The sequence below is a fragment of the Thiobacillus denitrificans genome (assembly GCF_001530125.1).
Lineage (GTDB): Bacteria > Pseudomonadota > Gammaproteobacteria > Burkholderiales > Thiobacillaceae > Thiobacillus > Thiobacillus denitrificans_C.
On the sequence record NZ_LDUG01000011.1, the window covers coordinates 14931 to 40773 of the forward strand.

26 protein-coding genes are annotated in these 25843 nt (G+C 63.1%); 17 read left to right on the top strand and 9 right to left on the bottom strand.

Features of this window, described 5'->3' with window-relative positions:
- Positions 1-44 precede the first annotated feature (44 nt).
- Together ABW22_RS03045 and dbpA are read left to right on the top strand one after the other, a co-directional pair.
- Positions 45-893: a PA4780 family RIO1-like protein kinase gene (locus tag ABW22_RS03045; RefSeq protein ID WP_059751854.1), complete on the top strand. Its 849-nt coding sequence runs from the start codon at positions 45-47 to the stop codon at positions 891-893.
- A gap of 163 nt (positions 894-1056) precedes the next feature.
- Positions 1057-2538: an ATP-dependent RNA helicase DbpA gene (gene dbpA, locus ABW22_RS03050; protein ID WP_059751855.1), complete on the top strand. Its 1482-nt coding sequence runs from the start codon at positions 1057-1059 to the stop codon at positions 2536-2538.
- A 31-nt stretch (positions 2539-2569) separates the two neighbouring features.
- Here dbpA and ABW22_RS03055 read toward each other — a convergent pair whose 3' ends face one another.
- The 4 genes from ABW22_RS03055 to ABW22_RS03070 form a co-directional block, all read right to left on the bottom strand.
- On the bottom strand, positions 2570-3271 hold the full coding sequence (locus ABW22_RS03055; RefSeq protein WP_059751857.1) for an SAM-dependent methyltransferase: 702 nt from the start codon (positions 3269-3271) through the stop codon (positions 2570-2572).
- Between the two features lie 6 nt (positions 3272-3277).
- The gene (locus tag ABW22_RS03060) at positions 3278-3868 is read right to left on the bottom strand and encodes a Maf family nucleotide pyrophosphatase (protein ID WP_059751859.1); all 591 of its coding nucleotides are present in this window, start codon (positions 3866-3868) and stop codon (positions 3278-3280) included.
- 158 nt (positions 3869-4026) lie between these two features.
- Positions 4027-5874, bottom strand: coding sequence for a sodium-extruding oxaloacetate decarboxylase subunit alpha (gene oadA, locus ABW22_RS03065; protein WP_059751860.1), 1848 nt, complete (start codon positions 5872-5874; stop codon positions 4027-4029).
- Positions 5875-5876: 2 nt separating this feature from the next.
- Positions 5877-7295 (bottom strand): acetyl-CoA carboxylase biotin carboxylase subunit, encoded by a 1419-nt coding sequence (locus tag ABW22_RS03070; RefSeq protein ID WP_059751861.1) that lies wholly within the window; start codon positions 7293-7295, stop codon positions 5877-5879.
- 117 nt (positions 7296-7412) lie between these two features.
- Between ABW22_RS03070 and ABW22_RS03075 the strand changes: the two genes are divergently transcribed.
- From ABW22_RS03075 to ABW22_RS03145, 15 genes are all read left to right on the top strand, one after another.
- Positions 7413-7844 carry a YceD family protein gene (locus ABW22_RS03075; protein WP_059751941.1) on the top strand — a complete coding sequence of 144 codons (432 nt, stop codon included), beginning with the start codon at positions 7413-7415 and terminating at the stop codon, positions 7842-7844.
- Positions 7845-7890: 46 nt separating this feature from the next.
- On the top strand, positions 7891-8070 hold the full coding sequence (gene rpmF / locus ABW22_RS03080; protein ID WP_059751863.1) for a 50S ribosomal protein L32: 180 nt from the start codon (positions 7891-7893) through the stop codon (positions 8068-8070).
- 50 nt (positions 8071-8120) lie between these two features.
- Positions 8121-9140 (top strand): phosphate acyltransferase PlsX, encoded by a 1020-nt coding sequence (gene plsX / locus ABW22_RS03085; protein WP_059751865.1) that lies wholly within the window; start codon positions 8121-8123, stop codon positions 9138-9140.
- Entirely contained in the window at positions 9137-10096 is a 960-nt protein-coding gene (locus ABW22_RS03090; protein ID WP_059751866.1) for a beta-ketoacyl-ACP synthase III, read from the top strand. The genes plsX and ABW22_RS03090 overlap by 4 nt, the downstream gene beginning before the upstream one ends.
- A 186-nt stretch (positions 10097-10282) precedes the next feature.
- Positions 10283-11206 (top strand): ACP S-malonyltransferase, encoded by a 924-nt coding sequence (gene fabD, locus ABW22_RS03095; RefSeq protein WP_059751868.1) that lies wholly within the window; start codon positions 10283-10285, stop codon positions 11204-11206.
- 11 nt (positions 11207-11217) lie between these two features.
- Complete coding sequence (gene fabG / locus ABW22_RS03100) at positions 11218-11988, top strand: 3-oxoacyl-ACP reductase FabG (RefSeq protein WP_059751870.1); 771 nt, start codon at positions 11218-11220, stop codon at positions 11986-11988.
- 86 nt (positions 11989-12074) lie between these two features.
- On the top strand, positions 12075-12308 hold the full coding sequence (gene acpP, locus ABW22_RS03105; protein WP_018509429.1) for an acyl carrier protein: 234 nt from the start codon (positions 12075-12077) through the stop codon (positions 12306-12308).
- Positions 12309-12336: 28 nt separating this feature from the next.
- Positions 12337-13569, top strand: a complete 1233-nt coding sequence (gene fabF / locus ABW22_RS03110) for a beta-ketoacyl-ACP synthase II (RefSeq protein ID WP_059751871.1) — start codon at positions 12337-12339, stop codon at positions 13567-13569.
- A gap of 8 nt (positions 13570-13577) precedes the next feature.
- Entirely contained in the window at positions 13578-14930 is a 1353-nt protein-coding gene (locus ABW22_RS03115; protein ID WP_237763211.1) for an aminodeoxychorismate synthase component I, read from the top strand.
- Positions 14927-15736, top strand: a complete 810-nt coding sequence (gene pabC / locus ABW22_RS03120) for an aminodeoxychorismate lyase (RefSeq protein ID WP_059751873.1) — start codon at positions 14927-14929, stop codon at positions 15734-15736. The genes ABW22_RS03115 and pabC overlap by 4 nt, the downstream gene beginning before the upstream one ends.
- Positions 15720-16709 carry an endolytic transglycosylase MltG gene (mltG, locus tag ABW22_RS03125; RefSeq protein WP_059751875.1) on the top strand — a complete coding sequence of 330 codons (990 nt, stop codon included), beginning with the start codon at positions 15720-15722 and terminating at the stop codon, positions 16707-16709. Before pabC ends, mltG begins: the two co-directional genes overlap by 17 nt.
- Positions 16706-17317 (top strand): dTMP kinase, encoded by a 612-nt coding sequence (gene tmk / locus ABW22_RS03130; protein WP_059751876.1) that lies wholly within the window; start codon positions 16706-16708, stop codon positions 17315-17317. Before mltG ends, tmk begins: the two co-directional genes overlap by 4 nt.
- Positions 17314-18300 (top strand): DNA polymerase III subunit delta', encoded by a 987-nt coding sequence (gene holB / locus ABW22_RS03135; RefSeq protein WP_059751878.1) that lies wholly within the window; start codon positions 17314-17316, stop codon positions 18298-18300. Before tmk ends, holB begins: the two co-directional genes overlap by 4 nt.
- Before the next feature lie 11 nt (positions 18301-18311).
- On the top strand, positions 18312-18683 hold the full coding sequence (locus tag ABW22_RS03140; RefSeq protein WP_059751879.1) for a PilZ domain-containing protein: 372 nt from the start codon (positions 18312-18314) through the stop codon (positions 18681-18683).
- Positions 18684-18743: 60 nt separating this feature from the next.
- The gene (locus ABW22_RS03145) at positions 18744-19514 is read left to right on the top strand and encodes a TatD family hydrolase (protein ID WP_059751882.1); all 771 of its coding nucleotides are present in this window, start codon (positions 18744-18746) and stop codon (positions 19512-19514) included.
- A gap of 32 nt (positions 19515-19546) precedes the next feature.
- On the opposite strand, the gene ABW22_RS03150 is transcribed toward ABW22_RS03145, so the two are convergent.
- From ABW22_RS03150 to dnaJ, 5 genes are all read right to left on the bottom strand, one after another.
- Positions 19547-21985, bottom strand: coding sequence for an EAL domain-containing protein (locus tag ABW22_RS03150; protein ID WP_059751883.1), 2439 nt, complete (start codon positions 21983-21985; stop codon positions 19547-19549).
- Positions 21982-22776 (bottom strand): phosphate/phosphite/phosphonate ABC transporter substrate-binding protein, encoded by a 795-nt coding sequence (locus tag ABW22_RS03155; RefSeq protein WP_237763213.1) that lies wholly within the window; start codon positions 22774-22776, stop codon positions 21982-21984. Before ABW22_RS03155 ends, ABW22_RS03150 begins: the two co-directional genes overlap by 4 nt.
- Positions 22777-23052: 276 nt before the next feature.
- Entirely contained in the window at positions 23053-23859 is an 807-nt protein-coding gene (tcdA, locus tag ABW22_RS03160; RefSeq protein WP_059751887.1) for a tRNA cyclic N6-threonylcarbamoyladenosine(37) synthase TcdA, read from the bottom strand.
- Positions 23860-23912: 53 nt separating this feature from the next.
- On the bottom strand, positions 23913-24170 hold the full coding sequence (locus ABW22_RS03165; RefSeq protein ID WP_193393274.1) for a heme-binding protein: 258 nt from the start codon (positions 24168-24170) through the stop codon (positions 23913-23915).
- A 485-nt stretch (positions 24171-24655) separates the two neighbouring features.
- Positions 24656-25771: a molecular chaperone DnaJ gene (dnaJ, locus tag ABW22_RS03170; protein ID WP_059751889.1), complete on the bottom strand. Its 1116-nt coding sequence runs from the start codon at positions 25769-25771 to the stop codon at positions 24656-24658.
- Between the last annotated feature and the right edge of the window lie 72 nt (positions 25772-25843).

The window sequence follows — 25843 nt, forward strand, 5'->3', positions numbered from 1 at the left end:
CGGAGCTGCCCATAAACAGAATGCATCCCAAGTAAAAGACACCCATGAAAACCCCGAAGAGACTTGAACCGCTGCTTGAAGACGGCCTGATCGATGACGTGACTCGTCAGCTTATGAGCGGCAAGGAGGCGATGGTCTTCGTCGTCCGCTGCGGCGACGAGGTGCGTTGCGCCAAGGTCTACAAGGAAGCCAACAAGCGCAGCTTCCGCCAGAGCGTCGATTACACGGAAAACCGCAAGGTGAAGAACAGCCGCCAGGCGCGCGCCATGGCAAAAGGCACACGCTATGGGCGGGAAGCCCAGGAAGAAGCCTGGCAGAACGCCGAAGTCGACGCCCTGTATCGCCTCGCCGCCGCCGGCGTGCGCGTGCCGACACCTTACAACTTTCATTCCGGCGTGTTGTTGATGGAATTGGTGACCGGCGAGGACGGCAACGCCGCGCCGCGTCTGAATGACGTGGATTTCACGCCGGAGCAGGCGCGGCTGCATTTTCAGACGCTGCTCAGGCAAGTCGTGCTGATGCTGTGCGCCGGGGTCATCCACGGCGATTTGTCGGAATACAACATCCTGCTCGGCAGCGAGGGACCGGTGATTATCGACCTGCCGCAGGCGGTGGATGCCGCCGGCAACAATCACGCTCCCGATATGCTGGAACGCGATGTCGGCAATCTGACCGGCTATTTCGGGCGCTTTGCGCCGGAACTGCTGAAGACCGAGTACGGCAAGGAAATCTGGGCGTTATACGAACACGGCGCGTTGCATCCGGAGGTGCCGCTGACCGGCCATTTTGCGCACAGCACGAAGCCGGTGGACTTGGAGGGTGTCATCAGGGAAATAGACGATGCCCGCGCCGAAGACGAGGCGCGGCAGTTGCGGATGCTGGAAGCGGGGTAGGTCGCAATGCTGTTCGGTTAACCTTCGTGGTGAGCTTGTCGAACCACCAGCTACTCACCAAGAGCCCTTCGACAGGCTCAGGACGAACGGAATTTTGCTTAAACGAACAGTATTGGGGTAGGTCGCCTCTTCAGCCAGCCCGGTGCGTCCCGTATAATCCGGCATGACCGATCACCCGAATACCCCATCTGGCGCGCCGCCCGCCGACACCCCAACGGCCGGCGCGCCCTTCGACCAACTGCCGCTGGCGCCCACCGTGCTGGCCAATCTGCGGCAGCTCGGTTACCTCCACATGACGCCGATCCAGGCGGCCAGCCTGCCGATTGCGCTGGCAGGCCACGATCTGATTGCGCAGGCCAAGACCGGCAGCGGCAAGACGGCGGCATTTGCCCTCGCCCTGCTGGCGAGGCTGAACCCGCGTCGCTTCGCCGTGCAGGCGCTGGTGCTGTGCCCGACGCGCGAGCTGGCCGACCAGGTGACGCAGGAGATCCGCCGGCTCGCGCGCAGCGAGGACAACATCAAGATTCTTGCCCTGGTCGGCGGCTCCACCCTGCGTCCGCAAATGGCCAGCCTGGAGCATGGCGCACACATCGTCGTCGGCACGCCGGGCCGCATCCTGGATCACCTGCAGCGCGGCAGCCTCAACCTGGAAGCGCTCAATACGCTGGTGCTCGACGAAGCCGACCGCATGCTGGACATGGGGTTCTACGACGACATCGCCGCCATCGCCAGGCAGTGCCCCGGCAAGCGCCAGACCCTGCTGTTTTCCGCTACTTATCCCGAGGGCATCGCGGAACTGAGCCGGCGCTTCATGCGGCAGCCGCACGAGGTGAAACTGCTGGAACAGCACGAGAACGACAAGATCCGCCAGCGCTTCTATGAAGTGAGCCACGACGAACGCCTGCAGGCGGTGACGCTGCTGCTCAAGCACTATCGTCCGGTCAGCACGCTGGCCTTCTGCAACACCCGCCAGCAATGCCGCGACCTGCTGCAGGTCTTGCGCGACCAGGGCTTCCACGCGCTGGCTTTGCACGGCGAACTGGAGCAGCGCGAGCGCGACCAGGTGCTGATCCAGTTCGCCAACCGCAGTTGTTCGGTGCTGGTGGCGACCGACGTGGCCGCGCGCGGCCTCGACATCGCCCAGCTCGAAGCGGTGATCAACGTCGATGTCACGCCCGACCCCGAGGTCTACATCCACCGCATCGGCCGCACCGGGCGCGCCGACCAGGACGGCTGGGCGCTGAGTCTGGCCAGCCCCAGCCAGATGCGGCGCGTCGCCAATATCGTCAAGGAACTCGGCGCGGAGCCTGAATGGCATCCCCTCGCCGAGCTGCAAGCCACCAGCGACGAACCGCTGCTGCCGCCGATGGCGACCTTGCAAATTCTTGGCGGCCGCAAGGAGAAGATCCGTCCCGGCGACGTGCTGGGCGCGCTCACCGGTGAGGCGGGTTTCACCAGCGCGCAGGTGGGCAAGATCACCGTCACCGAATCCACCACCTATGTCGCGGTCGAGCGGGGTATCGCGCACGAAGTTCAGCGCAGGCTGGCTGCGGGCAAGCTGAAGGGGAAAAGCGTCAAGGTGCGGATCCTGGACGTCTCCGCCGATTCCGTGCCCCGCGAGAGCGCGCCCCGGCGTAATCAGTGACCGCAGTTCGGCGACCGCTGATTGCGGACGCTTAGATTCCGACCCCGAACACCACCAGCCGGTCCTTGACCGCTTCGCTCTGCCCGCGCCATTTTTTTGCGCGGCGGGTCTGGATCAATTGGTTCGGCAGGCTGAGGTCGGCGCCGACGCTGATGAAGGTGTCGGGCGACAGCGTGGTGGCCAGTGCGTCCAGCAGGGCTGCGCTGCGGTAGGGGGTTTCGATGAAGAGTTGGGTGGCGCGGTCGCGGCGCGCGGTTTTTTCCAGATCGCGGATGGCCTGGCTGCGTTCGGGTTCCTTCGCCGGAAGATAGCCGTGGAAGGCGAAGCGCTGGCCGCCCAGGCCCGAGGCCATCAGCGCCAGCAGAATCGACGACGGGCCGATCAGCGGGACCACTGAAATATTTTCGCGATGCGCGGCCATCACCAGCGCCGCGCCGGGGTCGGCCACGGCGGGGCAGCCGGCTTCGGACAGCAGGCCGACGTCGTGCCCGGCCTTGAGCGGCGCCAGCAGCGCCGGGATGGCAGGGGCCGGGGTGTGTTCGTTGAGTTCCTCGATCTGCAGTGTCTGGATCGGTTGCGGATGGCCCATCGCTTTCAGGTGCGCGCGTGCGGTCTTGGCGCGTTCGACGACGAAGTATTCGAGCCGGTGTGCGACCGCGAGGGTGTCGGGCGGCAGGCAGGCTTCGGGGCTGACCGGCCCCAACGGAACCGGGATTAGGTAGAGGGTGGCCACGTTAAATTACACCGCGTGCCATGTCAGCACGTCGATGCCTTCGTTCATGAGCATCTCGGTCAGCGCCATCAGCGGCAGGCCGATCAGCGCGGTGGGGTCGGGGCTGTCCATGCGTTCCATCAGGGCGATGCCGAGCGACTCGCTCTTGGCCGAGCCGGCGCAGTCGTAGGGCGTTTCCTTTTCGAGGTAGGCGGCGATCTGTGCATCGGTGAGCGGACGGATGTGCACCACCGTCGGCACGTCGCGCGTCTGCGTGTGGCCGCTGCGGCTGTTCAAGAGCGTCAGCGCGGTGTGGAACACCATGGCGCGGCCCTGCATTTTCTTCAGCTGCGCAAAGGCATTGTCAAAATTGCCGGGTTTGCCGAGTTGCTCGTTGTCGAGCATCAGCACCTGATCGGAGCCGATGATCAGCGCGTCGGGATGGGTCGCCGCGGCGGCCTGCGCCTTCAGCACCGACAGGCGCAACGCGGTGGCCGAAGGCGTCTCGCCCGGCAGCGGGGTTTCGTCGACGTCGGGCGACAGCACCTCGAAGGGGATATGCAGGCGCGACAGCACCTCGCGCCGGTAGCGCGAGGTGGAAGCCAGGATAAGTTTCATTCTGAATACCTTGATTTCACCACAGAGGCACAGAGAACACAGAGGAAAAACAGGCAGTCGATTGGTTTCTGTGCCTTATCTACCGGGTGATCACCATCGGATCGACAAGCCATTGATCCCTTGCCTTTCTCTGTGCCTCTGTGGTGAGGGGTTTAGATTCACTCCGGCTGGATCTCGACCAGCGCCATGTCGGGCGTCACCGCGTCGCCTTTCATGGCGAAGATGCTGATGACGACACCGGCGATCGATGCCTGCACTTCGTTCTCCATTTTCATCGCCTCGATCACCAGCACACCGTCGCCGGCCTTGACCGTCTGGCCGATGCTCACCAGCACGTCGACGACGGTGCCGGGCATGGCGGCGGTGACGTGGCCGGGATGGCTGGCGCGCGGCTTCTGGCCGGGCGCGGTGGGTGCCGCAGCGGCCTTGCGTGGGGCGCTGTCGCCGCCCGTTTCGATGGCGACCTCGTTCAGCGATTCGACCAGGACTTCTTCCGTGACGCCGTCGACCGACACGAAATAGGGCCGCTGGGTGGAATCGCTGCGGCCGCTGCCCGACAGCTTGATGTGGTAGGTCTCGCCGTGCAGCGTGATCTTGAATTCGTCGGCGGCGTAGCGCGGACCGTTGTCCTGCTGCGCCGCCGCAGGCGGCAGCAGCTGTTCGGGCTTGAGGCTGCCGGCTGCGCGTTCCTGCAGCCAGGTCTTGCCGATTTCGGGGAACATGGCGTAGGTCAGCACGTCCTCGTCGGACTTGGCCAGGCCCTCGATCTCGCCGCGCAGCTTGTCGAGTTCGTCGCCCAGCAGGTCGGCCGGGCGACAGGTGGTGACCTCGAGATCGCCGATCGCAATCTTGCGCACTTCCTCGTTGATGTGCCCCGGCGCCTGGCCGTAGCGCCCCTGCAGGTAGAGCTTCACCTCGTTGGTGACCGACTTGTAGCGCGCGCCGGTGAGCACGTTTAGCGCCGCCTGGGTGCCGACGATCTGCGAGGTAGGGGTCACCAGCGGCGGGTAGCCGAGGTCTTCGCGCACCCGCGGGATTTCCTCGAGCACGGCGTCCATGCTGTCGAGCGCGCCTTGCTCCTTCAGCTGGTTGGCGAGGTTGGAAATCATGCCGCCCGGCACCTGATTGATCAGCACGCGGGTGTCGGTGCCGGCGAAGGCCGATTCGAACTGCCAGTATTTCTTGCGTACTTCCTTGAAGTAGGCCGAAATTTCCTCGATCAGCGGCAGCGACAGCCCGGTGTCGTATTCGGTGCCGGCGAGTGCGGCGACCATGCTCTGCGTGGTGGGGTGGCTGGCCCCCTCGGCGAATGCGCCGACGCAGGTGTCGATGATGGTCGCACCCGCTTCCACCGCCTTCAGATGCGTCATGTGCGCCAGGCCGGAGGTGGCATGGCTGTGGGTATGGATCGGCAGATCGGTGGCCGCGCGAATCTCGTGCACCAGTTCGAACGCGGTGTAGGGCGTGAGCAGACCCGCCATGTCCTTGATCGCGATGGTGTCGCAGCCCATTTCCGCCAGGCCTTTGGCAAGTTCGACGAAATGCGGGATGTTGTGTACCGGGCTGGTGGTGTAGCTGACCGTGCCTTCGGCGTGCTTGCCGGCGGCTTTCACTGCCTCGATCGACACGCGCAGGTTGCGCAGGTCGTTCATCGCGTCGAACACGCGGAACACGTCGACGCCGTTGTCCGCGGATTTCTGCACGAACGCGCGCACCACATCATCGGAATAGTTGCGATAACCGAGCAGATTTTGTCCGCGCAGCAGCATCTGGATGGGCGTGTTGGGCAGTGCCTTTCTGAGCTTGCGCAGGCGTTCCCACGGGTCTTCGCGCAAAAAGCGCACGCAGGCGTCGAAGGTGGCGCCGCCCCAGGCTTCCAGCGACCAGAAGCCGACCGCATCGAGCTTGCTGCAGATCGGCAGCATGTCGGCGGTCTGCATGCGGGTGGCGATGAGCGACTGGTGGCCGTCGCGCAGGACGAGGTCGGTGATGTGTACTTTGGCCATGATTACAATCCCTGGTGCGCGGCAATGGCGGCCGCAATGGCGGCCGCGATCACTTCCGGCGGTTTCTTTTCAGTGTACTGGGTGAGTTCCGGGTGCTCGTCGACAAAGCTGGTGTTGAAGCGCCCGCTGCGGAACTCGGGGTTCTTGAGAATTTCCTGATAGTAGGGAATCGTCGTCTTCACGCCATACACCAGCATGTCGTCGAGCGCGCGGCGGCCGCGTGCGATGGTCGCTTCCCAGTTCAGATTCCACACCGTGAGCTTGGCACACATCGAATCGAAGTAGGGCGGAATGACATAGTCGGTGTAAATCGCTGCGTCGACGCGCACACCGGGGCCGCCCGGCGAATAGTAGCGGGTGATGCGTCCGAGACTGGGCAGGAACTCGTTTTTCGGGTCTTCGGCGTTGATGCGGAATTCGATGGCATAGCCGCGATGCTTGATTTCGTCCTGCTTGTATTGCAGCGGCAGGCCGGACGCAATGCGGATCTGCTCCTGCACGATGTCGACGCCGGTGATGGTCTCGGTGATCGGGTGCTCGACCTGCAGCCGGGTGTTCATTTCCATGAAATAGAACTGGTTGTCCTGGTCAAGCAGGAACTCCACCGTGCCGGCATTGACGTAGCCCACCGATTTGGCGGCACGCACCGCCAGCTTGCCGATGTATTGCCGCTGCGCCTCGGTGAGTTGGGGCGAGGGTGCGATCTCGATTAGTTTCTGGTTGCGCCGCTGGATCGAGCAGTCGCGTTCGAACAGGTGAATCACGTTGCCCTGGGTGTCGCCCAGGACCTGCACCTCGATGTGCTTGGGGCGCACCACGCATTTTTCGACGAAGACCTCGGGCTTGCCGAAGGCCTTGCTGGCCTCCGACACCACGCGGTCGTAGTTTTTCAGTAGATCTTCTTCGCTGTCGCAGCGGCGGATGCCGCGCCCGCCGCCGCCGTTGGTCGCCTTGAGCATCACTGGATAGCCGAACTTGCCGGCCAGCACACGGGCTTCCTCGACATTTTCCAGATTGTGGTCGGAGCCGGGTATCACCGGAATGCCGGCGGCGATCATCGCATTGCGCGCCTGGATCTTGTCGCCCATGCGGCGGATCACCTCGGGCGAGGGGCCGATGAAGCGGATGCCGCGGCGCGCGCAAATGGACGCCAGATCGGGGTTTTCGGAGAGGAAGCCATAGCCCGGATGCAGCGCATCGCAGCCTGAGGCGGCCGCCAGGTTGACCAGCGTGTGCGCGTTCAGATAGCCGAGGATCGGGTCCTTGCCGATGTGGTAGGCCTCGTCGGCTTTCTTCACGTGGAGGGCGTGGCGGTCGGCGTCGGTGTAGATGGCGACCGACTTGATGCCCAGTTCGGCACAGGCTCGAACGATGCGGACGGCGATCTCGCCTCGGTTGGCGACCAGTATTTTCTTAAGCATGGACTCGCCTGACGTTGAGAAGGCTGGGGTTTCTTTGACAAAAAGAACGCGAAATCATATCATTGCTGGCTAATGTTGCTGGCCATATCTACTGGGTGCCCCATGATTGAATCTGCCATGCTTCAGCCAATCGAAGTCGATCCATGGCGTTTTTGCAGGGATGGGCAGTCGTGGGAAACCCGGTCGGACGTGGCTGCGTTTCCGCGTCTTACCCATGAATTTACGCAAGGCACGCTGATCTGTCGAGTTGTTGGGCGAGTGGATCAGCGGGGCAGCCTGTCCCTGCAACTGACGGTCAGCGGCAAGGTGGAACTGCCCTGCCAGCGTTGTCTGGGCAGCATGCCGTATGGGATTGAAGTCGGGCGCACGCTGTATCTGGCGCGCAACGAAGCCGAGATGGAACGACTGGATGCGTTGCCTGACAGTGATGCAATCCAGGCCGGTGAGACCCTGAACCTGGTCGATCTGGTTGAGGATGAAGTGTTGTTGAGCTTGCCGCTGGCAGTGATGCACGCGGAAGGTGAATGCCCCGTTCCTGGGGCGCAGTGATTTTTAATGCATCCGATTGGGTGTAACGGATTTAAAGGAGCAAGAAATGGCAGTCCAGCAGAATAAAAAATCCCCGTCCAAGCGCGGTATGCACCGCTCGCACGACTTCCTGACAAGCCCGCAGCTGGCCATCGAGCCGACCACGGGTGAAGTGCATATGCGTCACCATATCAGCCCTAACGGCTTTTATCGTGGCCGCAAAGTCGTCAAGACCAAAGACGAATAATTTCCTGACGCGCTGCAGTTTGGCGTGTTTTGGCTAATGATTCCGGCTGCATGAGAAATATCACAGTCGCCATTGACGTCATGGGGGGCGATCACGGCCCCCATGTCACGGTTCCGGCGGCGATCCGTTGTCTTGCGCGTCACCCTGACCTGAATGTGATTCTGGTCGGGCCGCAGGACATCATCGCGGCTGAACTCAAGGCGCGTCGCGCCAACTCCGGGCCACGCCTCATTGTGCGTCACGCCAGCCAGGTGGTGGCGATGGACGAGGCGCCCGCACTGGCACTGCGCGGCAAAAAGGATTCCTCCATGCGGGTGGCCATCGATCTCGTCAAGTCCGGCGAGGCGGATGCCTGCGTGTCGGCCGGCAACACCGGCGCCCTGATGGCAACTGCGCGCTTCGTCCTGAAAACCCTTCCCGGTATCGACCGCCCCGCCATTGCCGCCGTGATGCCGACGATCAAGGGGCACGCGCTGGTGCTGGATATGGGTGCGAACGTCGACTGCACGGCCGAGCAGCTGCTGCAGTTCGGTATCATGGGCGCGATGCTGGTGTCGGCGGTGGAGCACATCCCGAATCCGAGCGTCGGGCTGCTGAATATCGGCGAGGAAGCCATCAAGGGCAATGAAATGGTGAAGCAAGCTGCCGAATTGCTGCGCGCGAGCCACCTGAATTTCTATGGCAACGTCGAAGGCAACGACATTTTCCTCGGCACCACCGACGTGGTGGTGTGCGACGGTTTTGTCGGCAATGTCACGCTGAAAGCTTCCGAAGGGCTGGCCAAGATGATTGCCACCACGCTGCGGGCCGAGTTCAAGCGCAACTGGCTGACCCGCATCGCGGGTTTGATCGCTTTGCCGGTGCTGAATGCCTTCAAGCGACGGCTCGATCCGCGCCGCTACAACGGCGCTACGCTGCTGGGGCTGAAAGGCGTGGTGGTAAAAAGCCATGGCTCGGCCGACCGCTTCGCGTTCGAACACGCGATCGAAACCGCCAGTGATGAAGTCCGCAACAATGTGCTGAAACGCATCACTGACCAGATCCAACTTCTGCAACGGGTGGCCGCTTGACCTATTCCCGCATCCTCGGTACCGGCAGCTATCTGCCGGCCCGCATCCTCACCAACGCCGATCTCGAAAAACTGATCGATACGAACGATCAGTGGATCGTCGATCGCACCGGCATTCGCGAACGGCACATTGCCGCCGAGGGCGAATTCACCAGCGATCTGGCGGTGCATGCGGCGCGCGCTGCACTCGATGCGGCCGGTTTGGCGATAGACGATATCGATCTGCTGCTGGTCGCCACCACCACGCCCGACCTGGTGTTCCCCAGCACCGCCTGCATCGTGCAGTCCAAGCTCGGCATGACCAACGGCCGCCCTGCGTTCGACCTGCAGGCGGTGTGCAGCGGCTTTGTCTATGCATTGAGCGTGGCCGACCAGTTCATCAAGACCGGTGCGGCCAAACACGTGCTGGTGATCGGCGCCGAGACGCTGTCGCGCATCACCGACTGGAACGACCGCGGCAACTGCATTCTGTGGGGCGACGGCGCAGGTGCCGTGGTGGTGGGGGCCTCCGACGAGCCGGGCATCATCGCCACCCATATCCATGCCGACGGCCGCCACAAGGAATTGCTGCGCACCACCACCGGCCCGTCGACCGGCATGCAGGAACCCGCGCTGATGCGGATGGAAGGCAACGCCGTGTTCAAGATGGCGGTTAACACGCTCGACCGCATCGTCGACGAGACGCTGGAAGCCAACGGCCTGCAGAAGTCTGATATTGACTGGCTGGTGCCGCATCAGGCGAATATCCGCATCATTTCTGCCACCGCGAAAAAGCTCGGCATGAGCATGGATCATGTCGTCACCACGGTCGCGGAACATGGCAATACCTCGGCGGCCTCGGTGCCGCTGGCATTCGACGTGGCGGTGCGCGACGGCCGCATCCAGCGCGGCCAGACGGTGCTGATGGAAGCCTTCGGTGGCGGCTTCACCTGGGGCTCCGCGCTCCTCAAGTATTAATTTGAAAACATTTGAACCACAGAGACACAGAGACACAGAGACACAGAGAAAAAGCCAGATTGTGTGGTGTGTTGCGCGTTCAAACTCTGATTGAATGGCAAATCCAATGTGGCCAAAAAATTTAATGGGTTTTTCTGTGTCTCTGTGCCTCTGTGGTGAAACGCATTGGTTTAAAGGTATATGCACATGAAACTGGCATTCGTTTTCCCCGGACAGGGTTCGCAATCGGTCGGCATGATGCAGGGCTGGGGCGAGCGCGCTGAAGTGCGCGCCACCTTTGCCGAAGCCTCCGATGCGCTGGGTCAGGATCTGTGGGCGCTGGTCACCGATGGCCCGGCTGATCTGCTCAACCAGACCGTCAACACCCAGCCCGCGATGCTGGCCGCCGATGTCGCCGTCTGGCGCGTGTGGCAGGCCGCAGGCGGCGCGACGCCTGCGCTGCTGGCCGGCCACAGCCTGGGCGAATACGCCGCGCTGGTGGCTGCCGGGGCGCTGGGGTTTGCCGATGCGATCAGGCTGGTGCGCTTTCGTGCCGAGGCGATGCAAGCCGCGGTGCCCGAAGGCGTTGGCGCCATGGCGGCAATCCTGGGACTGGACGACGATGCCGTGCTCGCGGTCTGCAGCGAGGCGGCAGCAGGCGAAGTGGTCGAGGCGGTGAACCTCAACTCGCCCGGCCAGGTGGTGATTGCCGGCAACAAGGCTGCAGTCGAGCGCGCGATGGCACTGGCGAAGGAAAAAGGCGCCAAGCGCGCGCTGCCGCTGCCGGTTAGCGTGCCGTCACACTCCTCGCTGATGCTGCCGGCCGCCGAAAAGCTGCTGGCGCACCTGCAGGGCGTGACGATCGCGACGCCGAACATCCCCGTGCTGCACAACACCGACGTGCAAAGCCATACCGAGCCAGACGCGATTCGTGCGGCGCTGGCGAAACAATTGCACACCCCGGTGCGCTGGGTTGAGACCATGCAGGCGCTGAAGGCCGCCGGCATCGAGCGCGTGATCGAGTGCGGCCCCGGCAAGGTGCTGGCGGGACTCGCCAAGCGTATCGACGCCAGCCTGCCGGCATTGGTGCTGGTGGATGAGGCCAGCTTGCAGGCTGCATTGAACAACTGACAGGAGACAAGATGCTGCAAGGACGCCTCGCGCATAGCGCGAATCTTGAAGGGCAGGTGGCGCTGGTCACCGGCGCCAGCCGCGGGATTGGCCAGGCGATCGCGCTGGCACTCGGCCAGGCGGGCGCCACCGTGGTCGGCACCGCCACCCGCGACACCGGTGCGCAGGCAATCAGCGATTACCTCGCCGCGGCCAACATCAAGGGCAGCGGGATGAAACTCAATGTCACCGACGCAGCCGAAGTCGATGCCGTCATCGCTTCGATTAGCGCGCAATTCGGCGACATCGGCATTCTGGTCAACAATGCCGGCATCACCCGCGACAATTTGCTGATGCGGATGAAGGACGACGAGTGGGACGACATCCTGGCGACCAATCTGACGTCGGTGTTCCGCCTGTCGCGCGCGGTGCTGCGCGCGATGATGAAGGCGCGTACGGGACGCATCATTTCCATTGCCTCGGTGGTGGGCGCGATGGGCAATGCCGGGCAGACCAATTACAGCGCGGCCAAGGCCGGCATCATGGGCTTCACCAAGTCGCTGGCGCGCGAGGTCGGCAGCCGCAACATCACGGTCAACTGCGTGGCGCCGGGCTTCATTGATACCGACATGACGCGCGCGTTGCCGGATGCGCAACGCCAGGCCTTGCTTGCGCACATCCCGTTGGGCCGGCTCGGCGCCGCCGAAGACATTGCGCAGGCTGTCGCGTTTCTGGCGTCGCCCGCCGCCGGCTATATTTCCGGCACCACCCTGCATGTCAACGGTGGCATGTACATGGCGTAACCGCCCTGCAAAGTTTGGTAGAATCGCAAAGTTTTATTTTCCGGGCTTCGATTTTGTTGGAGCCTAATTTCAAGAGAGGATGAGTAATGGAAAACGTACAGCGTGTAATTAAAGTCGTCGCCGAGCAGTTGGGCGTCAACGAGGCAGACATCAAGAACGAGTCTTCCTTCGTCGGTGACCTGGGCGCCGATTCGCTCGATACGGTCGAGCTGGTGATGGCGCTGGAAGAAGAATTCGGCTGTGAAATCCCCGACGAAGACGCAGAAAAAATCACCACCGTCCAGCAGGCGATTGACTACGTCAACAGCCATTCGAGCTGATCTCCACCCCAGTTAAGAGGACTGAGTCTTGTCCAAACGTCGTGTCGTCGTAACCGGCCTGGGGATTGTCTCCCCGGTCGGCAACACCATACCGGAAGCCTGGGACAACCTGGTTGCCGGTCGTAGCGGAATCGCCCGGATTACCCGTTTCGATCCTTCGTCTTTCACCTCGCAGATTGGGGGCGAGGTGAAGGATTTTGACGTTGGTCAATACCTCAATCCGAAGGAGGCGCGCCGCATGGATGTTTTCATCCAGTTCGGCATGGCCGCCGGCATTCAGGCGTTCCGCGACTCGGGTATTGAAGTCACCGAAGCCAATGCCGAGCGCATTGGCGTCAATATCGGTTCCGGGATCGGCGGCCTGCCGCTGATCGAGGAAACTCACACCCTGTTGATGGAATCCGGCCCGAGGAAGATTTCCCCCTTCTTTATTCCGGGTTCCATCATCAACATGATTTCCGGCAACCTTTCCATCCAGTTCGGATTGAAAGGGCCCAACCTGGCGGTTGTGACCGCCTGCACCACCGGCCTGCACGCGATAGGCCTGTCCGCCCGCATGATCGAGCATGGCGATGCCGACGTGATGGTCGCCGGCGGCGCCGAATGCGCAACTTCGCCACTGGGTCTGGGTGGGTTCGCCGCTGCACGCGCGCTGTCCACCCGCAACGACGACCCAGCCACCGCCAGCCGTCCGTGGGACAAGGATCGCGACGGCTTTGTGCTGGGCGAGGGCGCCGGCGTGCTGGTGCTGGAAGAGTACGAGCACGCCAAGGCACGTGGCGCAAAAATCTACGCCGAGGTGGTGGGCTTGGGCATGAGCGGCGACGCTTACCACGTGACGTCGCCGAGCACCGACGGCCCCAGGCGTTCGATGCTGAACGCGATGCGCGATGCCGGCGTCAATGCCGATCAGATCAATTACATCAACGCGCATGGCACCTCGACGCCGATGGGCGACAAGAACGAAACCGACGCGATCAAGCTCGCCATGGGCGATGCGGCCTACAAGACGGTCGTCAACTCGACCAAGTCGATGACCGGTCACCTGCTGGGCGGCGCCGGCGGCGTGGAGTCGGTATTTACCGTGCTGGCGCTGCATCATCAGGTGTCGCCGCCGACCATCAACATCTTCTCGCAAGACCCGGAATGCGATCTCGATTTCTGCGCCAACACCGCGCGTGACATGAAGATCGACTTTGCGCTCAAGAACAACTTCGGGTTTGGCGGCACCAACGGCTCGCTGATTTTCAAACGCATTTGACCCACGCGGTGGATCGCCCCATCGCTCCGGACCAACCTGGCACGCCCGAAATCAAGGAGTGGCCGCTGCAGTCCAACCAACTGCGGCCTGATCTGGTCCGGCTTCAGGCCGCCGATCCGCAGCGTTACCCCGGCCTTTTTCTCAGCAGCGGCGATACCGGCTGGGACGTGCTGTTTGCATTTCCGCAGGATGTCGTGCGGATTGCCGCCGTCGATGGCCTGGACGGATTGCAGTCGCACCCGGCGATGCAACTGCAGCCCGCTTCGCCGCAATCCGGCCACGAACTCCCCTTCAGCGGCGGCTGGCTGTGCGCCTTCGCGTACGAGCTGGGCGGCCTGTTCGAGCCCAGCGTCGGTCTGGCGGCCGACCCTGATTTCCCCCTTGCCTGGCTGGCGCGCATCCCCGCGGCGATCCTGTTCGATCGCGCGAACCGGCGCTGCGTGCTGATGGCCGAAGCCGGACAGGCCGGACTGCTCGACGCCATGCAGCGCGATCTGGATGCCATGCCGCCGCCGCTGCCGGCCGTTCCGGCACCGCGTGACCTGCGTGAAGACGACCCTGCCGCGTTTCTCGCCGGGGTTGCGCGCATCCAGGATTACATTCGCGCGGGCGATGTGTTCCAGGTCAATCTGTCGCGCGGCTGGCAGGCCGAATTCGCCGCGCCGGTTCCCGCGGCGTCATTGCTGGCGCAACTGATGCAGCATAACCCGGCGCCGTTTTCTGCGCTGCTGCAACTGGATGAATGGGCGATCGTGAGCTCGTCGCCCGAGCGGCTGGTTCGCCTTGGCCAGGACGGGATGCTGGAAACCCGGCCGATTGCCGGCACCCATCCGCGCAGTGACGATGCGGCAGAGGATGCCGCGCTGCGCGCCCGTCTGCAGGCGCATCCCAAGGAGCGCGCCGAGCACGTCATGCTGGTCGACCTGGAACGCAACGACCTCGGGCGGGTGTGCGAGCCGGGCAGCGTGAAGGTGGACGCGCTGATGGAAATCGCCAGTTATCGTCACGTGCATCACATCGAATCCACTGTCCGCGGCAAGCTGCGTAGCGGCATGTGCGTGCTCGACGCCTTGCGCGCGGTGTTTCCGGGCGGCACCATCACAGGGTGTCCCAAGGTGCGCACCATGCAGATCATCCATGAGCTGGAGCAGGCGCCACGCCGCAGCTACACCGGCAGCGTCGGCTATATTAACCGCGACGGCAGTTTCGATTTCAACATCCTGATCCGCAGTTTCCTGCTGCGCGGACGCGAGTTGAGTTTTCGCGCCGGGGCCGGCATCGTCGCCGATTCCGTCGCCACGCGCGAACTCGACGAAACCCGCGCCAAGGCCCGCGGCCTGTTGCGCGCGCTTGAACCATGATCCTCGTCAACGGCCAAGGTTCTGACACCGTGAGCGCACTGGATCGCGGTCTGGCCTACGGTGACGGCGTGTTCCGCACCCTGCGTACGCAGGCCGGCCAGCCGATGTGGTGGCGCGATCAGTACGCCAAACTCGCCGCAGACTGCGCGGCGCTGGCGCTGGCGTGTCCCGACGAAGCGGGATTGCTCGCCGAAGTCTGCCGGGTGGCCGAAGCAGGACAGGGTGTCGTCAAGATCGTGCTCACGCGGGGCGCCGGTGCACGCGGCTATGCGCCGCCTGCCGCCCAGGCTTGCACCCGTATCGTGCTGGCCGCGCCGCTGCCGCCGCATGCCCAGCCCGACGCAGCGGTCGATATCATGGCGCGCTGGTGCACGCTGCGCCTGGCGCGGCAGCCCCGGCTGGCCGGGATCAAGCACCTGAACCGGCTGGAGAACGTGCTGGCGCGGTCGGAATGGGACGACCCGGAAATCTTCGAGGGGCTGCTGTGCGACGACAGCGGCGCGGTGATCGGCGGCGTGATGAGTAATCTGTTCTGGGTCAAGCGGGGTGAACTGTTCACCCCGGATTTGAGTCAGTGTGGGGTGGCCGGCGTGGCGAGAACGCGCCTGCTGCGCGCTGCGCTGCGTCATGGCATCCGCACCCATGTCGGCCGTTTGCCGCCAGACGCTATACTCGCTGCCGACGAAGTGGTGATTTGCAACAGCGTCATCGGGGTGCGCCGCGTGGCCCGGCTGGATGACGTGACCTGGTCGCCTGCGGGCTGGACCGATACTTTGAAAACGGCCCTGGATGATGAAGTTGATTAAGCGATTGTTCGTACTAGCCGTGCTGGCTGCGCTGATGCTGGCCGGCGGGTTAGCCTGGTATGGCAACCAGCCCTTGCACATCGAGCTCCAGCCGAAAACCTTCAACGTGATGCCCGGCACCCATTTGCGGAGCTTGAGCGTGATGCTGGAACGCGAAGGCGTGATCGGCAACGCGCCCGTGTTCTGGCTGCTCGGGCGTGTGCTCGGCAAGGGCGCTGCACTCAAGGCCGGCGTGTATACGCTGGACAAGCCGCTCACGCCGCTGGCGCTCTATGGCATGATCGAGCGCGGCGAGGTCTCGCAGGCGGTCGTCCAGTTCATCGAAGGCTGGAACTGGCGCGAGGTGCGCGCAGCCCTTGCCGCGCTACCCCTGCTGAAGCACGACAGCGCCGGCATGAGCGATGCTGAGCTGCTGCAGGCGATCGGTGCCGAAGAAAGCCACCCCGAAGGCCTGCTGTTTCCCGACACCTACTTTTACGCGCCGCATTCGTCCGACCTCAACGTGCTGCGCCGCGCCTATCGCCTGCAGCAGGAAAAGCTCATGGCTGCCTGGGCAACCCGCGCGCCGGGGCTGCCCTATCGCACCCCGTACGAAGCCCTCATCATGGCGTCGATCGTCGAAAAGGAGACCGGCGCGGCGTTCGAGCGCCCGCAGATCGCCGCGGTGTTCATGAACCGGCTCAGGTTGGGGATGCGTCTGCAAACCGATCCTACCGTGATTTACGGGATGGGCGAGCGCTTCGGCGGCAACCTGCGCCGCATCGACCTGCAAACCGACACGCCGTACAACACCTACACCCGTGCCGGGCTGCCGTCGACACCGATCGCGATGCCCAGCGAAGCCGCGATCCAGGCCGCGCTCAACCCGGCCAAAACCGATGCGCTGTACTTTGTGTCGCGCAATGACGGCACCCATGTGTTTTCCAGCAACCTCGACGCGCACAACCGCGCCGTCAACCGTTACCAACGATGACACCCGGCAAATTCATCACCCTCGAAGGCGTCGACGGCGCCGGCAAAAGCACGCATCTTGAATTCGTCGCCGACTGGCTGCGCCAGCATGGCAGGGAGCTTATCGTCACCCGCGAGCCTGGTGGCACCCCGCTTGGCGAAACCCTGCGTGAATTATTGCTGCATCAAGAGATGGACGCCGACACCGAACTGCTGCTGATGTTCGCCGCGCGCCAGGAACACCTGGCGCGTCTGATTCTGCCTGCGCTGGCGCGCGGCGCGTGGGTGCTGTCCGACCGCTTCACCGATGCCAGCTATGCCTACCAGTGCGGCGGGCGCGGCATCGCCTCGGAACGCATCGCCGCGCTGGAAGCCTGGGTGCAGCGCGGCTTTCAGCCCGACCTCACCCTGCTGTTCGACGTACCGCCGGAGGTGGCGGAAGCGCGCCGCTCGGCCGCGCGTGTGGCTGACCGTTTCGAGCGCGAGGCCGACAGCTTCTTCAGCCGCGTGCGCAATGCCTATCTCGATCGTGCGCATGCCGAACCCGGCCGCATCCGTGTGCTGGATGCGCGCCACAGCATCGCCGAACTGCAGGCCGAAATCGGCCAGCTGTTGCAGGCACTGACATGAGCAGCGCGCCCTATCCCTGGCTGGAATCGGCGTGGCAGCGCTTGCTGGCGACCCGCGCCCGCCCGGCGCAGGCCTTGCTGCTGGCGGGGCCGCGCGGGGTGGGCAAGAGCGAGCTGGCGCGGGCGTGGGCGCAGGCCCTGCTGTGCGAAGCGCCGCTCACCGACGGCGCTGCCTGCGGCCAATGTCCGGCCTGCCACTGGTTCGACACCGGCGGGCATCCGGATTTTCGGCTCGTCACCCTACAGGAGAAAACCGGCAAGGAAGGTGAAACCCGGATGGCCACCGCCATCGAGGTCGACCAGGCGCGCGAAACGGTCGATTTTGTCCAGCTTTCCACCTACCGGGCGGGCTTTCGGGTGGTGCTGGTCGATCCGGCGGACAGTCTCAATCCGGCGGCCGCCAACGCCCTGCTAAAGGTACTTGAGGAACCGCCGTTAAATACGGTGTTCGTGCTGGTCTCGGATCAGCCGCGCCGGCTGCTGCCGACCACCCGCAGCCGCTGCACCCGCCTCGACATCGGGCTGCCGGCTGCCGAGACGGCGGCAGCGTGGCTGGCCGGGCAGGGCGTGGATGATGCAATCAACCTGCTGGCACTCTCCGGCGGCACGCCGCTCGACGCGCTGCGCTGGGCCGACAGTGGCGAACTGGATGAACGGCGCAACGTGCTGGAAGGCCTGGCGCGCCCCGACCAGCTCGATCCGGTGACGCTGGGCGAACGCTGGAAAACGGTCGGGACACGGACCTGGCACAACGTGGCTTACAAGTGGTTGGGCGATTTGCTGGCAGTCAAGCTGCAAGGCAATGTGCGATTTAACCGCGATTTTGCTGAAGTGCTGGCGCGCTTGGGGAAAGAGGCGGATCTGGCGAAGCTGCTGGCGCTCGCCAGGACGCAGGCGAACGAAGGCAGGACGCTGTCCCATCCGCTCAACCGCAGCCTGCAGCTGGAAGCCTGGCTGATTCAGTACCGGCACCTGTTTGATTGAGAGAGTTGAATATGAAAGCAGCAGTCAATGATGTCACCTCGCAAGTCCGCCCCGGCGTGCTCTCCCTGTCGATCAAGGAAAGATCTGCGCTGTTTGCGGCCTACATGCCTTTCATCAAGGGGGGCGGACTGTTCATTCCCACCAACAAGAGCTACAAGATGGGCGAGGAAGTGTTCATGCTGCTGACCCTGATGGATGACCCCGCCAAGCTGCCGGTATCAGGCAAGGTGGTGTGGGTAACGCCCGCCGGCGCGCATGGCGGTCGCAACCAGGGCGTGGGCGTGCAGTTCGCTTTCAACGAAAGTGGCAAGGCGGCACAAAACAAGATTGAAGGTTTGCTCGGTGGTTCGTTAAAATCGGTGCGTCCCACACACACCATGTAGCACCCCCGCGGTGCGCCTGGCTTTCTCTGATGAAACCGCGCTTGTTCGCGCACGCACCGCATGTACATCGATTCCCACTGCCACATCAATTTCCCCGATCTCGCCAGCAAGCTACCAGAGGTGTTCGACCTCATGGCAGCCAACCAGGTGAGTCATGCGCTGTGCATCAGCGTGGAGCTGGAAAAATTCCCTGAAATTCGCGCACTGGCCGAGACGCATCCGAACGTCTACGCCTCGGTCGGCGTGCATCCGGACCATGAAGACTGCACCGAGCCGACAGTGGAGGCGCTGGTCGCGCTGGCCGATCACCCCAAGGTGGTGGCGATCGGCGAGACCGGGCTGGATTACTTCCGGCTGACCGGCGACCTCGAGTGGCAGCGTGAGCGCTTCCGCACGCATATCCGGGCCGCCCGTGCCTGTCAAAAACCGCTGGTGATTCACACCCGTTCCGCGGCCGACGATACCCTGCGCATCATGCGCGAGGAGCAGGCGGGCGAGGCGGGCGGGGTGATGCACTGCTTTACCGAAAGCCTGGCGGTAGCCGAAGCCGCTGTAGAACTGGGCTTCTACATCTCGTTTTCCGGTATCGTCACCTTCAAGAATGCCAAGGCGCTGCGCGAGGTGGCGGCGGCCATCCCGCTGGAGCGTCTGCTGATCGAGACCGATTCGCCGTATCTGGCGCCGGTGCCGCATCGCGGGCAGACCAATCAGCCGGGATTTGTGAAGCACGTGGCGGAAGAAATTGCGCGGGTGCGCGGGATGACTGCCGAAGCGGTGGGCGAAATTACGACGCAGAATTTCTTCCGTCTGTTTGCCGCTGCACGGCCCTGAGTCGGCACAGCGTGTGGCTGAGTCCCGCGTAGTCAGCCCCGGAGCAGCTGCGTCTCCGCGGCGAGTTGGCTGGCAATGGCTTCGGGGCGATGAAGGAAATAGCCCTGCCCGTAATCCACGCCGATTTCCTTCAGCGCCAGCAGGGTCGCCTCGTCCTCGATGAACTCTGCCACGCAGCCGATTTTCAGGGTTTTGGCGATCTGGGTGATGGCGACCACGATGGAGTGGTCGTGCTCGTCATGCACCATGTTGCGCACGAAGCTGCCATCAATTTTCAGGTAGTCCACCGGCAGCATTTTGAGATAGCCGAAGGAACTCAGACCACTGCCGAAATCGTCGAGGGCGAACTGGCAGCCCATTTTCTTCAGCTCCGTCATGAAGCGGGCAGCATGCGACACGTTTCGAATGGCTGCGGTTTCGGTGATCTCGAAGGTGATCAGACTGGGCTTGACGCCGCTGCGCAGAATTTCCCGTTTGACGAAATCGAGCAGGTCTTCCTGCCCCAGTGATTGTCCGGACAGATTGATGGCATAGGCAGCCAACCCCAGCATGGTGCCATGACGGGCAATGAGTTGCAGCGCATTGCGGATAACCCAACGGTCGATTTCCGGCATGTGGCGGAAGCGCTCGGCGGCAGGAATCAGCCGCCCCGGCAGGATCAGCGAACCGTCCTCCTCCAGCATGCGGACCAGCAGTTCGCAGCGGGGGGCTTCACCGCTGGCCGCATCAAGCGGATAGATTTTCTGGTAGTGCAGGACAAAGCGGTCATTTTCCAGCGCGCTGGGAATGCGCACCGACCATTGCATTTCCAGGTGCCGCCGCGCCTGTTCCACATCGTCCATGCTGGAGACATGAATCTGGTTGCGTCCCTTGTCCTTGGCCACGAAGCAGGCAATGTCGGCGTTGCTGAAGATATCCACGGCTGCGGCGGTGTCCGGGCGGATGGGCACCACGCCGATGCTGATTCCGATCTCGAAGGTTTGCCCTTCCCACAGATAACGGTAATCGCGGACCCGATTGCGGATATCTTCAGCCAGGGCGCGAGCCTCATTCAAGGGGAGGTTGCGCATCAGTATGCCGAATTCGTCGCCCCCCAGGCGGGCGACCGTATCGGTTTCGCGTACCCGGTGGCGCAGCATCGTCGCGAGTTCGATCAGCAAGCCATCGCCGGCAATGTGCCCACAGGTGTCGTTGACCACCTTGAACTGGTCCAGATCCATGTAGCAGAACGCATGGTTTGTGTCGTTTTCCTTGGCATCCCGCAGGGCATCATCGACCTGTCGCTCGAATTCGCGGCGATTGATCAGGCCAGTCAGGGCGTCATGGGTGGCCTGGTAGCCCAGCTTGCGGGAAGCCTCCCTGGCCTCGGTCACATCGTGGAACACCAGCACGGCGCCGATGGTTTTGCCCGCCTTGCCGCGGATCGGGGCGGCGGTTTCCTCGACGGCATACGAGCGGCCATCGGCCCTGACCAGCTGGGCGAGGTTGACGCCGCTGATGACGGTGTCCTCTGCCAGGCACAGGCGCGCGGGGTTGGCCAGCGGGCTCCCGGTGGATTGATCCTGTACCCGGTAGACGGTTTCAATGGATTTGCCCACCGCCGCCGCCTGGGCGCAACCGGTCAGGGTTTCTGCCACTGGATTCAGATAGCGCACCCGGCCCATCAGGTCGGTGGTGATGACGCCGTCGCCGATCGAATGCAGCGTCACTTCGGCGCGTTCCTTTTCTTCGTGCAGCGCGTGTTCCGACTGGTGTAGCGCACCAATGCGGTTGCGGATCGCTTCGGCCATGGAATTGAAATTGCGGGCGAGCAGGCCGATTTCGTCACGGCTTGCCACCGGGATATGGAGATCGTAATCGCCCCCACTGATTTTTTGGGTGGCCGTCAGCAGGGACTTGATATGCCGGGTCAACAGGTAACCGGCGATGCCCAGGGCAAGCAGGGTGAACAGAATTTCAACCCCGGCAATCATAAGGCTCTGGCGCAGAATGCTTTCCCTCGAAGCCACAAAGGAGGCCATCGATAGCCCGTACTGCGCGTAGCCGATGGTCTCGCCCCCAAGCGTGAGGGGGATGGCCGTGTCATACACCAGATCGCCCAGGCTTTGCAGGATGTCCTGATCGATCGCGGGCAGATTGGCCGCATCGACCTTGCCGGCCTGGGCGTACAGGTTTTTCTTGTCATCGAGGATGACGATATAGTCCAGCTCGGCGGTCGAACTGTTGACCAGTTGCTTCAGGATTTCCTTGATCGATACATGATCGCGTTCGAACAGACGCGCGCCGAGCGCGGCATTGAGCAGCGGGTTGACGGTTTGCAGCCGCGCCTCGGTGCGCTCTTCCATCACGTCGGTCATCAGGCGCAGGCTGTTGGCAATCAGCAGCCCCAGCATCGTCACTTCAATGACAATGCTGACGATGACCAGCCGGGTGCGGATGGAATGGAAAAATGGGGTTCTGTTTTCGGTCACGGGCCGGCCGGTTTAAGGAATATCTGGGTATAGGGATCAAGCCCTTTCATGGCCCGGTCGTCGACGGGTTGAAATTTCTCGTAGCCATTGGTGGTGAAGTAGGATTCGCTGCCCGGCTCCCGGTGGAAATCCAGCAGCAGTTTTTTGATCTTTTCGATGTCCTGCGCAGCCAGTCGCGGGTGCGCCATCAGCAGGAAGCCCGGTGCTTCCTCGGTGGTGCCGATGACCCGCATCTGATCCTTCCGCTCATCGTCCAGCACATACCACAGCAGCTTGCCCGTCACCGAGGCATCGGCTTCGCCGCGCAAGGGCGCGAGCATGGCGTTGTTATGGGTGCGCGTCTCGATGATCGTCACCGACTCGCCGGGCACCAGGCCATTTTCCCGCAGCGTGTGCTCCGCCATCTGATAAACGATTGAGACCTTTTGCGCGATCATCACCGTTTTGCCATTCAGGTCCCCGATCTTGTGGATACCCGAATCCTTGCGGGCAAGAAAAAAGCCTTGGACAGTATGGCTGGTCTGGACCACGCGCTTGTAGCCATCGCGGGTTTCCGCCAGGCGGCCAAGATGGGGGGCGGTGATGATGATGTCGTACTGGCCCTCGCGGGTGCGATCGACAAAGCTGTTGAGATCCGGTGCTGTGACCAGGGTAACCGGGCGCCCCAGACTCTTGGCCAGGTAATCCTTGAGCGGCGTGTGAAATACCGACAGCTGGACCGGGGTGACGTAGGGAAACACGCCCAGGGTGAGCGCAGTTTTCTCGTTTGCCAACGCGGAAGGGCCCAGCACAAGGAGGAACGCAAACGAAATACCACGCATCAATCCTGCCATTCGACCTATCCCCTTAGAAATGCCAGCCTTCGATGCCATGGGACGATCCCGGCATCCGGTCGGACTTTGCTGGCTGAAATATCCTGAATGGCCCGAGCCTTGTCGCCATCCTGCATTCATGCCAGATGAATTGTCTCTGTTTTACGGACGGATGCAGGGAGTCCTTTAATCATCAGGGGGCGAGGTGCACCGTCAGTTCCCGAAAGTGCAGCAAGTCAGGCAGGAAGCACCAGCCTATTTCGATTGCGCAGCCAGCCTGTTGAGCACGTGCGCCGCCGCCCGCAGGCCGAAGGTCGCGGTGACGCACACGGACGAACCGAAACCGGCGCAGTTAAGTCCGTGCAGATGGGCGTCCTCCGGACGTTCGTAGCATACGCCGCCTTCGGCATTCGGATAGGTGAGCGGCTCGGTGGAGTACACGCAGTCGACACCAAATTTCTTTCCGGGATCGCGCGGGAAGCCATGTTCGCGGCGCAGGCGCGCGCGCACCTTGGACAGCAGGGGATCTTCGGTGGTGCGGGCGAGGTCGGCCAGTTGAACCCGGCCGGGGTCGGTCTGGCCGCCGGCGGCGCCGACGCAGACCAGCCTTATCCTGTTCCGGCGGCAGTGGGCGATCAGTGCGGCCTTGGCGCGGGCGCTGTCGATGGCATCCACCACGTAATCGAAACGGTCCGCCAGCAGCGCGGCGAGATTCTCGGGGGTGAGAAATTCTTCCACACCGGTCATCCGGCACTGCGGGTTGATGGCATGGATGCGCTGCGTCATGGCCAGCGTCTTGGATTTTCCGAGCTCGTGGGTCAGCGCATGAACCTGGCGGTTGATGTTGGACTCGGCCAGATGGTCAGGGTCGATCAGGGTAAGTTGGCCGATGGCCGTGCGCGCCAGTGCCTCTGCGGTCCAGGCGCCGACGCCGCCGATGCCGATGACGCAGACATGTGACTGCTGAAAACGCTCGAAAGCCGCTGTGCCGTAAAGCCGGCGCACACCGCCAAAACGCCGCTCGAAATCGATCGCGTGTTCGCTGGGGAAGAGGTCAGTCATGGGTGGGGCCTGGAAGAAGGATTGTCGTCAAGGGGGCAGGCGACAGTTGGGCTTCAGGCGGATAGGGAGAGGGTGATGCGCGGCGCCAGGGTGTCGCGCAGCACTGCCATGGCGTCGCCGCTGCGATCGACCACGGTTACGCCGATCTGGATGCCATCCTTGCGACAGGCTTCCATCGCCGCACGGGCGATTTTTTCCGATGCTTCGACGGTGAGTCGGGGGATTTTGACGATGACGGGCACCTCTGCGGCAATCGCGGGAAAGGCAAGCAAGGTGGCGCAGCTTGCCGCGATCAGTGTAGGTTTGTGCATGGATCTATCCTCCTGTTGGTTTGGTTTTGGTGATGCCATCCAGCATAGTGCAGGGCGGTTTCAAGCCCCAGGTTAAAAAAGGCTCTTTCATCGTTGTTTGTTGGTATTGGCCAGCGCTGTGGGAGGGGCGCCCTCGCCCCGATTTGCGCGCCGTCGCAACCTCCACGGCATCGGCTACAACAGCAGACCCCTGTGGGAGCGGCTTCAGCCGCGATGCGGGCGGTAGCCCGCAAAGGTAGCGTGGCGAGGCCTTGGCGAGCATTGCCCTTTGCGCCTTGCGGCGCATCGCGGCTGAAGCCGCTCCTACGGCGGCGCCTACGGGAGGCCGAAGGATAGGCGCCTCATCAGAGGGGACAAGACATGACTTCAACAACTAACAGTGACATAGCCTTAAAAAAATCGCGGCCCAGCCGCGAACAGACAGTCCGTGCACGACACGACTTTCCCCCACCGGCGCCGGTTTTAAAAGGCGCGAGTCCTGAGACTTACTGCACGAAAAACGCTTTGACCTTGTCCATGAACGACTGCGCACGCGGATTGTTGTTTCGTCCCGGGCTCAGCGCTTCGAGTTCACGCAACAGTTCGCGCTGACGCTCGGAGAGGTTGACCGGCGTTTCAACCAGCATGTGGCACAGCAGATCGCCGGGCGCATGGCTGCGCACGCCCTTGATGCCCTTGCCGCGCAGACGGAATACCTTGCCAGACTGCGTTTCGGCCGGAATCTTGATCTTGGCGTGGCCGTCCAGGGTTGGAATTTCGACCTCGCCGCCGAGCGCGACGGTGGCAAAGCTGACCGGCATTTCGCAATGCAGGTCGTCGCCGTCGCGCTTGAACACCGGGTGCTCTTTGAGGTGGATCACCACAAAAAGGTCACCCGACGGGCCGCCGTTAATCCCGGCTTCGCCTTCACCGGCGAGGCGGATTCGATCGCCGCTGTCGACCCCGGCGGGAATCTTGACCGACAGGGTCTTGTGCTTCTTGACGCGGCCTTCGCCGTGGCAGGCAGTGCAGGGATCGGCCACCATCTTGCCGGTGCCGCTGCAGCGCGGGCAGGTCTGCTGCACCGAGAAAAAGCCTTGCTGGATGCGCACCTGGCCATGTCCACCGCAGGTGGTGCAGATCGTCGGCGAGGTGCCGGGCTTGGCGCCGCTGCCGTGGCACACGCCGCATTCTTCCAGCGAGGGGATGCGGATCTTGGTTTCGGTGCCGCGCGCGGCTTCTTCCAGCCCGATTTCCAGGTTGTAGCGCAGGTCGGCACCGCGATACACACGGTCGCGGCGACCGCCACCGCCCCCACCGAAAATATCGCCGAAGATGTCCGAAAAGGCATCGGAAAAGCCAGCGCCGCTGTGGCCGCCGCCCATGCCGGCCTGCTGGTCGATGCCGGCGTGGCCGAACTGGTCGTAGGCGGCGCGCTTGTCCGAGTCGGACAGGATTTCGTAGGCCTGCTTGGCTTCCTTGAATTTCTCCTCCGCGCCCTTGTCGTCCGGGTTGCGGTCAGGATGGTGCTTCATGGCCTGCTTGCGGTAGGCCTTCTTGATTTCTTCGTCCGAGGCGTTTTTGGCGACGCCGAGGACTTCGTAATAGTCGCGTTTGGACATGTGAATGAGTCGAGAGTCGAGAGCGGTGAGTCGAGAGCGGGGTGAGGGAGCGCGAGCGTTAGAGCGAAGAAG

Bases quoted from the DNA above. Each gene is read 5' to 3' on its own strand.
- ABW22_RS03045 (WP_059751854.1), top strand. From the start codon at position 45: ATGAAAACCCCGAAGAGACTTGAACCGCTGCTTGAAGACGGCCTGATC.
- dbpA (WP_059751855.1), top strand. From the start codon at position 1,057: ATGACCGATCACCCGAATACCCCATCTGGCGCGCCGCCCGCCGACACC.
- ABW22_RS03060 (WP_059751859.1), bottom strand. From the start codon at position 3,868: ATGAAACTTATCCTGGCTTCCACCTCGCGCTACCGGCGCGAGGTGCTG.
- oadA (WP_059751860.1), bottom strand. From the start codon at position 5,874: ATGGCCAAAGTACACATCACCGACCTCGTCCTGCGCGACGGCCACCAG.
- ABW22_RS03070 (WP_059751861.1), bottom strand. From the start codon at position 7,295: ATGCTTAAGAAAATACTGGTCGCCAACCGAGGCGAGATCGCCGTCCGC.
- ABW22_RS03075 (WP_059751941.1), top strand. From the start codon at position 7,413: ATGCTTCAGCCAATCGAAGTCGATCCATGGCGTTTTTGCAGGGATGGG.
- rpmF (WP_059751863.1), top strand. From the start codon at position 7,891: ATGGCAGTCCAGCAGAATAAAAAATCCCCGTCCAAGCGCGGTATGCAC.
- plsX (WP_059751865.1), top strand. From the start codon at position 8,121: ATGAGAAATATCACAGTCGCCATTGACGTCATGGGGGGCGATCACGGC.
- fabD (WP_059751868.1), top strand. From the start codon at position 10,283: ATGAAACTGGCATTCGTTTTCCCCGGACAGGGTTCGCAATCGGTCGGC.
- fabG (WP_059751870.1), top strand. From the start codon at position 11,218: ATGCTGCAAGGACGCCTCGCGCATAGCGCGAATCTTGAAGGGCAGGTG.
- acpP (WP_018509429.1), top strand. From the start codon at position 12,075: ATGGAAAACGTACAGCGTGTAATTAAAGTCGTCGCCGAGCAGTTGGGC.
- pabC (WP_059751873.1), top strand. From the start codon at position 14,927: ATGATCCTCGTCAACGGCCAAGGTTCTGACACCGTGAGCGCACTGGAT.
- mltG (WP_059751875.1), top strand. From the start codon at position 15,720: ATGATGAAGTTGATTAAGCGATTGTTCGTACTAGCCGTGCTGGCTGCG.
- tmk (WP_059751876.1), top strand. From the start codon at position 16,706: ATGACACCCGGCAAATTCATCACCCTCGAAGGCGTCGACGGCGCCGGC.
- holB (WP_059751878.1), top strand. From the start codon at position 17,314: ATGAGCAGCGCGCCCTATCCCTGGCTGGAATCGGCGTGGCAGCGCTTG.
- ABW22_RS03140 (WP_059751879.1), top strand. From the start codon at position 18,312: ATGAAAGCAGCAGTCAATGATGTCACCTCGCAAGTCCGCCCCGGCGTG.
- ABW22_RS03145 (WP_059751882.1), top strand. From the start codon at position 18,744: ATGTACATCGATTCCCACTGCCACATCAATTTCCCCGATCTCGCCAGC.
- tcdA (WP_059751887.1), bottom strand. From the start codon at position 23,859: ATGACTGACCTCTTCCCCAGCGAACACGCGATCGATTTCGAGCGGCGT.
- ABW22_RS03165 (WP_193393274.1), bottom strand. From the start codon at position 24,170: ATGCACAAACCTACACTGATCGCGGCAAGCTGCGCCACCTTGCTTGCC.
- dnaJ (WP_059751889.1), bottom strand. From the start codon at position 25,771: ATGTCCAAACGCGACTATTACGAAGTCCTCGGCGTCGCCAAAAACGCC.